11 protein-coding genes and 1 riboswitch are annotated in these 11,776 nt (G+C 33.3%); of the genes, 10 read left to right on the top strand and 1 reads right to left on the bottom strand.

Going from position 1 to position 11,776, the window contains the following annotated elements:
• Window positions 1–230: 230 nt before the first annotated feature.
• The 3 genes from AC1DIT_RS24255 (at window position 231) to AC1DIT_RS24245 (ending at window position 2,450) form a co-directional block, all read left to right on the top strand.
• The gene (locus AC1DIT_RS24255) at window positions 231–1,502 is read left to right on the top strand and encodes an MFS transporter (protein ID WP_016132836.1); all 1,272 of its coding nucleotides are present in this window, start codon (window positions 231–233) and stop codon (window positions 1,500–1,502) included.
• Window positions 1,492–2,124 (top strand): Vat family streptogramin A O-acetyltransferase, encoded by a 633-nt coding sequence (locus AC1DIT_RS24250; protein ID WP_016132835.1) that lies wholly within the window; start codon window positions 1,492–1,494, stop codon window positions 2,122–2,124. Before AC1DIT_RS24255 ends, AC1DIT_RS24250 begins: the two co-directional genes overlap by 11 nt.
• 170 nt (window positions 2,125–2,294) lie before the next feature.
• Window positions 2,295–2,450: a DUF1540 domain-containing protein gene (locus AC1DIT_RS24245; RefSeq protein ID WP_016115020.1), complete on the top strand. Its 156-nt coding sequence runs from the start codon at window positions 2,295–2,297 to the stop codon at window positions 2,448–2,450.
• Between the two features lie 97 nt (window positions 2,451–2,547).
• Here AC1DIT_RS24245 and AC1DIT_RS24240 read toward each other — a convergent pair whose 3' ends face one another.
• Window positions 2,548–3,045 (bottom strand): PadR family transcriptional regulator, encoded by a 498-nt coding sequence (locus AC1DIT_RS24240; RefSeq protein ID WP_016115019.1) that lies wholly within the window; start codon window positions 3,043–3,045, stop codon window positions 2,548–2,550.
• A 141-nt stretch (window positions 3,046–3,186) separates the two neighbouring features.
• Between AC1DIT_RS24240 and AC1DIT_RS24235 the strand changes: the two genes are divergently transcribed.
• The 7 genes from AC1DIT_RS24235 to AC1DIT_RS24205 all read left to right on the top strand — a co-directional run bounded on the left by AC1DIT_RS24235 (window position 3,187) and on the right by AC1DIT_RS24205 (window position 11,499).
• Window positions 3,187–4,398, top strand: coding sequence for a cytochrome P450 (locus AC1DIT_RS24235; RefSeq protein WP_016115018.1), 1,212 nt, complete (start codon window positions 3,187–3,189; stop codon window positions 4,396–4,398).
• A gap of 344 nt (window positions 4,399–4,742) precedes the next feature.
• Window positions 4,743–5,603, top strand: a complete 861-nt coding sequence (locus AC1DIT_RS24230; RefSeq protein WP_016115017.1) for an HAD family hydrolase — start codon at window positions 4,743–4,745, stop codon at window positions 5,601–5,603.
• Window positions 5,604–5,930: 327 nt separating this feature from the next.
• Window positions 5,931–7,715, top strand: a complete 1,785-nt coding sequence (locus AC1DIT_RS24225) for a PAS domain-containing sensor histidine kinase (RefSeq protein WP_016131433.1) — start codon at window positions 5,931–5,933, stop codon at window positions 7,713–7,715.
• Between the two features lie 183 nt (window positions 7,716–7,898).
• Window positions 7,899–8,013, top strand: a riboswitch (SAM riboswitch).
• Window positions 8,014–8,152: 139 nt separating this feature from the next.
• A complete protein-coding gene (locus AC1DIT_RS24220; protein WP_016132834.1) occupies window positions 8,153–8,701 on the top strand; it encodes an ECF-type riboflavin transporter substrate-binding protein in 549 nt (182 codons plus the stop codon).
• Between the two features lie 10 nt (window positions 8,702–8,711).
• Window positions 8,712–10,412 (top strand): energy-coupling factor transporter ATPase, encoded by a 1,701-nt coding sequence (locus AC1DIT_RS24215; RefSeq protein WP_476998461.1) that lies wholly within the window; start codon window positions 8,712–8,714, stop codon window positions 10,410–10,412.
• Window positions 10,405–11,232, top strand: a complete 828-nt coding sequence (locus AC1DIT_RS24210) for an energy-coupling factor transporter transmembrane component T family protein (RefSeq protein WP_016115013.1) — start codon at window positions 10,405–10,407, stop codon at window positions 11,230–11,232. The genes AC1DIT_RS24215 and AC1DIT_RS24210 overlap by 8 nt, the downstream gene beginning before the upstream one ends.
• Window positions 11,233–11,400: 168 nt before the next feature.
• Complete coding sequence (locus AC1DIT_RS24205) at window positions 11,401–11,499, top strand: YjcZ family sporulation protein (RefSeq protein WP_016115012.1); 99 nt, start codon at window positions 11,401–11,403, stop codon at window positions 11,497–11,499.
• The last annotated feature ends 277 nt before the right edge of the window (window positions 11,500–11,776 follow it).

The raw sequence follows: 11,776 nt of genomic DNA, 5'->3' as shown, positions 1-11,776 counted from the left end.
GAGTATGTATGTGCAATTTTAAATCGAAACGAAAGGGTGAAGACATCCCAATGATCTACTAATTCTATTTTTCAAGAAATCTTCGTTATAAAACGAAATATTCTTCTGAATAGGATTAGTGTGTACATTTTTATATGTAAAAGGGATGTATTTTCGCGCTGCGAATAGACTGTCTTTTATAATATGATTGTGCTGCCTCCTGTTCAGAATGTAGAATAGGGGGATTTTTTATGTCAATGAACGCAGAAATAAAGCAAACGAGTAGTGTATCTACAGTATTAAAAAATCGATTTGTGCAAGCAATTCTTGCTTCAGCATTATTTCTCCAGATAGGAATTTGGGTCCGAAATTTTGCGGTACTGCTGTATGTAATGGAAATGACGAATGGTGATGCGTTTGCCATTTCAATGATTTCAGTTGCGGAATTCGCGCCAATTTTTATCTTTTCCTTCATAGGAGGAACATTTGCGGATAGGTGGAAACCAAAAAGGACGATGATTTGGTGTGAAGCCTTAAGTTCGTTATCAGTATTTGCAGTATTGTTTACACTTATGTTTGGTACTTGGAAGGTAGTATTTTTCGTTACACTTATCTCTGCAATTCTYTCACAATTTTCACAGCCATCAGGTATGAAATTGTTTAAGCAACATCTTTCCACGGAAGAAGTACAATTGGCCATGTCTTTGTATCAAACAATTTTTGCGATTTTTATGGTATTAGGCCCTATACTTGGAACGTTTATATTTCAAGCCTTCGGAATTTACACTTCCATTATTGTAACAGGTATTGCTTTCTTGCTTGCGGCTTTAGTCTTGCTATTTCTACCAAAAGATATTGAAGAACAAGAAGAAAAGAAAAAAGTTAGCTTATTACAAGAAATGGTAGATGGAATTAAATATGTAAGGGCAAAGAAAACACTAACATTACTCGGAATTTGTTTTATGGCAGCAGGATTAGGAATTGGTCTGATTCAACCACTAGGAATTTTTATCGTAACGGAACAATTAGGTTTATCAAAAGAAAGCTTACAATGGCTACTCACTGTAAATGGGGCTGGAATGATTATTGGAGGCGCTTTAGCAATGGTATTTGCCAAAAATGTTGCTCCGCAAAAGATGTTAATTTTAGGCATGTTTGCACAGGCTGTTGGTATTGGTATCATCGGATTTTCTACAAATTTATGGATTACACTCATTGCTCAGTTTTTCAGTGGGCTAGCTCTTCCTTGTATCCAAATTGGAATTAACACGCTTATTATTCAAAATTCGGATACAGATTTTATTGGGCGTGTAAATGGGATTTTGAGCCCATTATTTACAGGTTCCATGGTATTAACGATGAGTATTGCCGGCTCATTAAAAGAAGTATTTTCCCTTAGTACGATGTATGAAGGAACAGCACAACTATTTATTATTGGTTTACTATTTATTTTACCAATATATAATTTAAAACCAGTAGTAGGAACTTCAAATGAAGGTGGTGCTGTCCAACATGAATCCTAATCCAAATGTGCAATATCCGATTGAAGGAAATAAGAGTGTTCATTTCAATAAAAATACAATAACAAAGCCAAATATTATTGTTGGGGATTATTCTTATTATGATTCGAAAAATGGGGAGACATTTGAAGAGCAAGTTCTATACCAATATGAAATTTTGGGAGATCGATTGATTATAGGGGAATTTTGTTGCGTAGCACCTGGTGTTACATTTATTATGAATGGAGCAAACCACAGAATGGATGGATTCTCAGTCTACCCATTTAATATTTTCGGTCATGGCTGGGAAAGATTCACACCAGAACTTTCTGATTTACCATTTAAAGGAGATACGGTTATTGGAAATGACGTATGGATTGGTATGGATGCGACGATTATGCCTGGAGTGAAGATAGGAGACGGAGCAATTATTGCTGCTAAATCTGTTGTCACCAAAGACATTCTGCCGTATACAATTGTCGGTGGCAATCCTGCCGTTGAAATTAAAAAGAGATTTTCAGACGAAATCATATATGGACTATTAGAAATAAAGTGGTGGAACTTGGATATAAAAATTATTTCTGAAAATATTAATACGATTGTAAGTGGGGATATGGAAGCGTTGAAAAAATTATCAGGCGCTTAAGTGTGAAAAATATACAAAAAAGAGGGCTCCATGATTAAAGATGAGTCCTTCTTTTTTCATTCATTTTATCAATTTTATAAACAAAACCACCATCACACCATAAGTCATAACAAAATGTATCATACCTCTCAAATTTGTTAATGATAAAAGAATAAGGAGGTGTGATACTTATGGCACAAGATGTTTTATGTGAAGTAAACAACTGTAAATATTGGGATAACGGAAACAAATGTAACGCAGATGCAATTTATGTAGTGAGCCATAAAGGTAACAAAGCATCTACAACGGAAGAAACGGATTGCAAAACCTTCATTCCTGAAGCCTAAATGATAAAGGGTAACCGCAGCTGGTTGCCCTTTTATTAATTATAGTATTGATAATAAATTTCATTTTCATTCACTGTGTTTTATTTTTTGTCATTTTTTATATTTTTTTCATGAGAGAGGTAATCCAAGCTAGCTCATGTTCAATACGTGATTTACCATACTGTATGACCTCAGAAATAAAAAGTGATGTCTCAGCTAAAGATTGAATGGAGGCTAATTGTTTGTATAGCACATTTTGACGAGTCGTTAAAACTTCTTTTCGAGCTTCGTAATCCAGTTTCTCAAACAGTGCAACACGCACAAGAAATTCAGTATCATTAGCAGCTAGTTTCTCTGGAAACTCTCGCATCATTTCATAAAAGATTTCTTCACCTGTAGGAGTTAATGCATAAATGTTACGGTTTGGTTTACCTATTTGTTGATGGATCTTTTTTGTAATTGCTCCCATATCTTCAAAACGACGAAGAGCTGGATAGAGCATGTTATGATTCAATTCAAAATTTTCTCCAAGACGATTTTGAATATTTTTCTTTATTTCATAACCATACTTCGGTCCAGAAGTTAATTCTGCGAGTAGTAAAATATCAACATACATATGTATCCCCCTAATTTTTTTCTCAAGTTTTTATCCGTAAATATCTCCTTTATATATGTTAAAATAACATATGTTAGTCTATACATCTTTGAACTGCCTACCTATTACTTTTTATTTTAAAAGAAAAGGGAGGAAAGAACTATGAATTCGCCTGAAAATGTAATTTTGGTTCATGAAATTTCAAAGCTCAAAACAAAAGAAGAGCTGTGGAACCCTTATGAGTGGTACAAGCATATGAGGGAAAATCATCCGGTCTATTATGATGCGGAGCAGGATGTATGGAATGTTTTTTTATATGATGATGTGAACCGTGTTTTATCTGATTATCGCCTATTTTCAAGCAAAAGAGATCGTCGTCAATTTTCCGTCCCGCCTTTAGAAACAAGAGTAAATTTAAACTCTTCTGATCCTCCAGAGCATCGCAATGTTCGCTCAATTGTTTCAAAGGCATTTACTCCAAGAAGTCTTCAGCAGTGGAAGCCACAGATACAAGCAATTGCAAATGAACTTGTGAAAGATATGAATAATTATGATGAAATTGATATTGTAGAGCAGTTTGCTGCAATTCTACCTGTAACCGTTATTTCTGATTTATTAGGTGTTCCAACAACAGATAGAAAAAAAATTAAGATGTGGTCAGATATTTTATTTATGCCATATAGTAAAGAGAAATTTAGCGATTTAGATAAGCAGAAAGAAGTTGCGTTACATGAATTTAAATCTTATCTTCTCCCGATTGTTCAAGAGAAACGATACCATTTGAAAGAAGATATTATTTCAGACCTGATCAGAGCAGAGTATGAGGGAGAAAGATTGACTGATGAGGAAATTGTTACATTTTCATTAGGACTTTTAGCCGCAGGGAATGAAACCACTACAAACCTTATTATTAATAGCTTTTATTGCTTTTTAGTAGATACACCTAAGGTATACAAAGAATTAAGTGAAAGTCCAGAGCTGATTTCTAAAGCGATAGAAGAGGTACTACGTTATCGTTTCCCTGTTACATTAGCCCGTACTATAACGGAAGATACAACAATATTTGGACCGAAAATGAAAAAAGGACAAATGATTGTTACGTGGATAAGTGCTGCCAACTTAGATGAAAATAAATTTCCACAAGCAGATTGCTTTGATTTACATCGACCTGGAAATGAAAAACATTTAACATTTGGCAAAGGGCCTCACTTTTGTTTAGGTGCACCACTTGCTCGTTTAGAAGCTGAAGTTGCATTAACTACGTTTATTAGGAATTTTAAAAAGCTAGAGCTTTCACCATCCTTTCATTTAAAGAACTGTATATTAGAGAATGAACAAACGTTAAAGCGGTTTCCTATCCTTTTAAAGAAATGAAGCATATTAAAAAAATGAAAGCTCCTATTCTAAGTAGGAGTTTTCATTTTTTTAATAAGTTTTTTTTAACGAACTAAAAAATATTTCTTGACCTGAAACGCTTTTCATAAATTATAACTAAGTTATGTTTGACAAAGTGAATATGGAAACGATACCTCATTTGTGTATTTATCTCGCTATTTGTGAACAGGAAGACATCCGCCTTAAATCTCAGTGGAAGGAAATGGAGGAATCAAATACCTGTAAAATCTCGATTAGTGAAGACAAATAATTAGTGGGCTCCACTGATTATTTGTCTTCACTTTATACGAGCATGTTTATTTATAGAAAGTGGTGACGGACCAATGAAACTAATTGCAATTGATTTAGATGGAACTCTTCTTTCAGGAAATAAAATGATTAGTAAAGAAAATGCAGAAGCTATTCGGAAATGTCAGGAGCAGGGGCATGTGGTGGCGATTTGTACAGGACGTTCTATCGTAGATATTGAACGTCTACTACTGGAATCTGATTTACAATGTCCTATTATCGCGGAAAACGGCGCTCTTATTTATACGGATCAAAAAATGATGAAGCGATACCCAATTCAAAATACACAAGCATTTGAAATTGTTGAGTATCTTGAACAAAATCGCATGTATTATCAACTGTATACAGATCGAGGTGTATACGTTCCGGCGTATGGTGAAGAAAGTGTAAATCATGAAATAGAATGGATAAAAAGATCAAATAAAGAGATTGATCAGCAAGAGCTTGAAGTCATCGCAGCATTGTATCTTGAACATACAGCGTTTCATATAATAGAAAGTTGTAAATCGATATTAGAAGAAGAGATTCATGTGCATAAACTTTTACCATTTTCCTATAATATAGAGAAATTACAAAAGTTAAAAAAACATTTTCAACATAATACAGAGCTAGCAATTACTGCTTCGTATTGGCATAATTTAGAGATTAATCATTGTGATGCCCAAAAGGGGAATGGTTTGTATACTTTAGCGAAACATCTTAACATTTCGGTGGAAAATACTGTTGCAATAGGTGATGGGCTAAATGACATTTCTATGATGGAAAAGGCACATATATCTATCGCAATGGGAAATGCAGTGGACGAAATTAAACGGATTTGTCACTATGAAACATTATCGAATGAAGAACATGGAGTTGCACATGCTCTTTATCAATATGTCATGGTAAAAAAATAAAAAAGAATCCATCAAGGATTCTTTTTTATTTTTTTATTAGGGGTAAGGTATTCTATGAGATTTATAGAAGCCTTATTGCACTTTATTATATAGAATATATTGGAAGAATTGTATATGATTTTCAAATATTTTGTGAATATTTTGTGAATATTTAGATCATTACATATTTATATAAGATTATATATCATTTTAAATAATTTTTAATTGAAAAATAAAATTTTTTTGAATAATTATGCTCTTGCTATATACCYATGAGAACATTATTCGTATAATGGAGAGGCGTGAGTAAAAATTGGTATTAAATTTACATATAGAGGTGGAAAGAGAATGAATGCGCGGCTATTGGAACTCATTGATGTGAACACAATAGAAACCATGGCAGAACAATTTTATAAATTAACAAACATTTCACATCAACTTCTTGATCAAAATATGGAATGTGTTTTTTCATTTGGTATGAATCAAGAAGAAAATATACAACTTACAAAAATTGAAATCCCTATCTTTTTACATGAGCAACACCTTGGATCATTTATTGTTTGTGCAATTAAAAATGACATCCGTACTTGTTATAAATACTTCGAAATGCTTTCAAATCTCATTGTAGATGGTGCAATGAGTAAACTTCAAAACCAAACAAAAAATATACATTTACTTTCTCAAAAAGAAGAACAGCTACATACAATCTTACAAAATATGCCCATTTTGGTCGATGCTCTTGATAAAGATGGGAATTTTATATTATGGAATCGTGAATGTGAGCTCGTAACAGGCTATGCTGCAGAAGAAATCGTTGGAAATCCCAAAGCACTTGAACTGCTATATCCTGATGGAAGTTATCGCAGACAACTTCAAAAGAAATTTTCGATTTGCGGAAAAAGTTTTCGAGATTGGGAAATGAATTTAACATGCAAAAATGGAGAAATAAAAACAATAATGTGGTCAAATATTTCGGAACAGTTCCCAGTACCTGGTTATAGTTATTGGGCAGTTGGAGTTGATATTACTCATCGAAAAGGAATTGAAGAACAATTAAAGCAGCAAACCTCTGAGCTAGAGCTTATTTTCAAAGCATTACCTGATTTGTGTTTTTTAACTGAAGCTGATGGAACAATTATAGATTATAAAGCCGGTTCACCAGCTAAGTTTTACGTACCTGCAGAATCTTTTATGGGGAAAAAGTTTTATGAGGTCTTGCCTTCACCCGTATCACAGCAATTTCAAGAAGCAATTCATCAAGTACAACAAAAGGAATCGACAGTTATTGTTGAATATCCGTTAACACTTAAAGGAAGTGTTAGTTTCTTTGAAGCTAGATGTTTACCACTCTTACAAGATAAGATTATGATAATCGTTCGAGATATTACCGAGCGGAAAAAGACTGAGGAGTTATTGAATAAATCAGATACACTTGCAGCAATTGGACAGTTAGCTGCCGGGGTAGCACATGAAGTTAGAAATCCATTAACCGTAATCAAAGGGTTTATTCAATTATTTCAAATTAACCAAGAAGATCAAGATAAATATTTTGGTCTTATGTTATCAGAAATTGAAAGAATTGAATCTATACTTCATGAGTTTTTATCGATCGCAAAGACTGATGTTATTCCAACTGAAAAGAAAAATATTTGTTCGATATTAAGAAATGTTGTTTCGTTAATCAACACAAGGGCGATCATGACAAATATTCAAATTGATCTGCATATAGAATCAAAAGAATTAATGATTGATTGCTGCGAAAATCAATTAAAACAAGTTTTTATTAATATTTTACAAAACTCCATTGAAGCAATGCCAGATGGTGGGACAATCTTTATTTCTGTGAAAAAATCAGAGCGTGAGGAAGTTATTATTAATATGGTAGATGAGGGCATAGGAATTCCTGAAGAAAGAATAAAAAGGCTTGGCGAACCTTTTTATAGTACGAAAGAAAAAGGAACGGGTATTGGGTTAATGCTCAGTTATAAAATCATTGAAAGTCATCAAGGAAGAATTAGTATTATGAGTGAGGTAGGAGTAGGAACATCGGTTACAATTTATTTACCAATGTTTCAAAGTGAGCAAGTTGCTTCTCATGCAGCAACGCCACCTATGACAGGGACTTTACAATAGAGATTAGCGAGGATATTACTTTCATGTCCAATTCCTCCCGTTAACATGTTTTGTTACATCAATTATTCCGTAATTCCGATAAGAATACGATGATTTATTCGGTTATTTCATATGAAAATAAAAATAGTAAGAAAAATGTTGAAATTCATTTGTGTTAATGCAATAATACAAATTACAAACGAATACTTATCCAGAGAGGTGGAGGGAACGGCCCTATGAAATCTCAGCAACCCCTATTTATACAAAATAGGAAGGTGCTAATTCCGAAAAAGGCATATTGTCTTTTGAAAGATAAGAGGATCATATCTCCATACGCCAATGACCTCTTATAGAAGAGGTCATTTTTTATTGGGAAGAAAGGAAGTGAAGACGCATAATTTAATTTTCTTTTACATATAGGACTAATAGAAGCTAACTAGAATGAGAGGGGAATTCATATGAATAAATTATCTACAAAATTAGTCGTAGCAATTGGAATCGGTTCTGCAATATATGGTGTATTAGGTCTATGGGGATTTTCAATTGCCCCAAACACATTTATAAAACCTGCTCTGGCTATATTAACAATTTTTGGTGCGATTTTCGGGCCGTTTGCAGGACTTTTGATTGGCCTTATCGGTCATACAGTGACAGATACTATCGCTGGATGGGGGATATGGTGGGGGTGGGTACTTAGTTCAGGTATTATTGGATTTACGATGGGACTTGTACAAAAACGAGCAAGTTTTAGTGTGAAAAATGGAACATTCCGYAATCGAGATATTTCATATTTTGCTGTAACAGGTTTAATTGGGATTGTCATTGCAATTATATTTGCCGGTGCTTTTGATATTATCATTATGGGGGAGCCTTTAGATAAAATTGTTATTCAAGTACTTGGTGCAACGATTGCAGATGTCCTTGTATTCTTAGTTCTTGGTTTACCAATTACACTTGGATTAGCGAAAGTAAATAAAAAACATACACATTTGAAGATTGAAAAGTAGGGAGATTACAATGAAGCCGATTATTTCCTTTGAACAATTTACATTTCAATATCAACAAGTGACAGAACCTACTTTAAAGGATGTTACATTTCATATTTATCCAGGGGAAAAAGTATTGATTGCCGGTCGAAGCGGATCAGGAAAATCAACATTAGCCCATTGTATAAATGGGCTTATCCCATTTTCATATGAGGGATCAAGTACTGGGGAAATTTCAATATGTGGTAAGGATCCGCGAAAAGGTAGTATTTTTGAGCAAAGTAAGCATGTAGGAACTATTTTACAAGATCAAGATTCTCAGTTTATTGGTTTAACCGTAGGAGAAGATGTTGCTTTTTCATTAGAARACGATTGTGTAGAGCAGAAGAAAATGAAGGCTGTTGTTATGGACTCTCTACAAAAAGTACAGATGCACACATTTCATTCACGAAGTCCACATGAATTATCCGGAGGTCAAAAACAAACTGTCTCTCTTGCCGGACTGTTAACGACAGATGCTGACATATTATTATTTGATGAGCCATTAGCAAATTTAGATCCCATAAGCAGCTTAAAAACAGTAGAACTTATTCAAAAGGTACATCATCAACTAAATAAAACAATCGTTATTATTGAACATAGAATAGAAGAAATACTAAAATTAGACATCGATAAAATCATATTAATAGAAGAAGGAGAAATAGTAGCAATTGATTCACCAAAAAGAATTTTACAAACAAACATTCTACCCAAAATAGGTTTAAGAGAACCTGTATATATTGAAGCGTTAAAAAATATAAAAATTAATATTTCAGATGAAGAAATATATCCAATTGAAACTTTAAATTATGAAAAATTAAATAAAGCGGTCAAGCAATGGATGTTGAACTCTACTACCTCTAAAAAACAACACCAAAAAGAAACCTTATGTCAAATAGAGAATATTTCATTTTCATACTCTCGCAAAAATTTTGCTTTAAAGAACATAACACTCTCTATACAAAGAGGAGAAATTTTAGCATTATTAGGTCATAATGGTGCAGGTAAATCTACATTTGCACATATATTAACTGGAATGAACAAAGCGAAGGAAGGAAAAATTCTACTTGATAATGAAAATATAACTTCATGGTCTATTCGTAAGCGTGGAGAAGTAATCTCCTATGTCATGCAAAACCCTAATCACATGATAACACAATCTACTGTTTGGGATGAAGTTGCTTTTTCATTAAAATTACAGAAGGCTTCTAGGGCGGAAATAAATAAACGAGTGGAAGATGCATTGCAAATGTGTGGATTATATCCATTTCGAAATTGGCCAATTCAAGCGTTAAGCTACGGACAAAAAAAGAGGCTTACTATTGCATCGGTTTTAACAACGAATCTGAAGCTTGTTATATTAGACGAGCCAACAGCAGGACAAGATTATTTTCATTATAAACAATTTATGTCTTGTATAAGTCTATTAGCCACACAAGGCATATCATTTATCTTTATTACACATGATATGAACCTAGCTTTAGAATATGCAGATCGTGCGGTTGTCCTTCATCAAGGGGAAATACTTGCTGATGATACTGTTTCGATCGTATTAGCAAGCAGCGCAGTATTAAAACAAGCTAATTTACAGGAGAGTTCGCTAACAAGATTAGCAAAATTGAGTGAAATTCCTTTTCCAGAGGTTTTTGTAAAAATGTATATGGAAACAAAAAGGAGGGGGGATTATGAGTAAATCAGACTTATTTTATATAGACAATCATACATATTTTCATCGTATGGACGGCGCGATTAAATTATTGTTATTTATCATTTGGATGACTCTTACATTTATATTTTTTGATTTTCGCATCTTATTCTGTTTGTTTTTCATTGGTTGCTTAGGATTAGTGGTTGCTAAAATTCCTGTAAGAAAAATTGTGATTATTTTTAGTTTCATTTTCACATTTAGCATGCTAAATTCAGTGATGATTTTATTAATTACACCAACCCATGGATCGGAGCTAACTGGTACAAGTACAGAATTCTTACATATTGGATATGCTACTATTACATTCGAAACACTTTTTTATGCTCTTACGCTTTCATTAAAGTATTTTACGTTATTACCATTTACACTTATTTTCATATACACGACACATCCAAGTGAGTTCGCTAGCAGCTTATATAAAATCGGCTTACCGTATAAGATTGCCTATGCGATAAACATTGCGCTTCGTTACATACCGAATATACAAGCGGAATACAAATTGATTAAGCACGCTCAAGAAGCAAGAGGTGTACCATTTGAAAGAGGAGAGGCGAGTTTTTGGGCACGTATTAAAAATCGGATACTCATCTTTTGGCCACTTGTTATTCATTCTTTAGAGCGAATCGATACTGTTTCAAATGCAATGGATTTACGAGGATTCGGAAGAAAAGAGAAGCGAACATGGTATTTTACAACAAAAGCAAAACAAGAGGATTATCTAGGGCTCGTTATCGGCATTATAATTTTAGTACTGGCCATTTACCTAAAGTTCAATATTTTCAAAGGGTTTTGGTATCCATTGTAAGTTTTCTCGATGTTATTGGGATAAAATTTAGGCACTCAGAGGAGTGTCTTTTTAAATTTATCCAAGACATGCTCAAAAATGACATAGAAACATACTGTATAATACGAACCTGTTAATAAACGATCAATTTCATTACCCATTAGTTTTATACTAAAAGGAGGAGAAAATATGAGTTTCGGTGGTTCTTGTGGTTTTGGTGGAGGTTTTGCGTTATTAGTTGTGTTATTTATTTTATTAATTATTGTTGGATGCAGCTGCTGGGGCTGAGGGTATTAAAAAATATCCATTTTTTTAATCATTCGTCACAGAATTATGTAATCAGAAAAACTATTAAAGATACTTTTTTAGTATCAATACGAGATTCAATATAAAAAAAGGAGCTGCTATGCTCCTTTTTTTATATTATAAATACTTGTGGCTAAAAGGTGAGTTTTTATTATTCACGATAGTTATTGGTTTTGATTACCTTGTTTCTTTTGACTGTTAGGCGTAATTTCATCAGAAAACTCTATATTTGCCAAATTTACTTTGGATGGAATAAATG

The sequence above is a fragment of the Bacillus sp. 05T22 genome (assembly GCF_056396765.1).
The sequence above is the reverse complement of the archived record's forward strand: the minus strand, read 5'-3'. Positions and strand labels throughout refer to the sequence as shown.

Bases quoted from the DNA above. Each gene is read 5' to 3' on its own strand.
- AC1DIT_RS24225 (WP_016131433.1), top strand. From the start codon at position 5,931: ATGAATGCGCGGCTATTGGAACTCATTGATGTGAACACAATAGAAACC.
- AC1DIT_RS24210 (WP_016115013.1), top strand. From the start codon at position 10,405: ATGAGTAAATCAGACTTATTTTATATAGACAATCATACATATTTTCAT.
- AC1DIT_RS24205 (WP_016115012.1), top strand. From the start codon at position 11,401: ATGAGTTTCGGTGGTTCTTGTGGTTTTGGTGGAGGTTTTGCGTTATTA.
- AC1DIT_RS24245 (WP_016115020.1), top strand. From the start codon at position 2,295: ATGGCACAAGATGTTTTATGTGAAGTAAACAACTGTAAATATTGGGAT.
- AC1DIT_RS24230 (WP_016115017.1), top strand. From the start codon at position 4,743: ATGAAACTAATTGCAATTGATTTAGATGGAACTCTTCTTTCAGGAAAT.
- AC1DIT_RS24240 (WP_016115019.1), bottom strand. From the start codon at position 3,045: ATGTATGTTGATATTTTACTACTCGCAGAATTAACTTCTGGACCGAAG.
- AC1DIT_RS24235 (WP_016115018.1), top strand. From the start codon at position 3,187: ATGAATTCGCCTGAAAATGTAATTTTGGTTCATGAAATTTCAAAGCTC.
- AC1DIT_RS24250 (WP_016132835.1), top strand. From the start codon at position 1,492: ATGAATCCTAATCCAAATGTGCAATATCCGATTGAAGGAAATAAGAGT.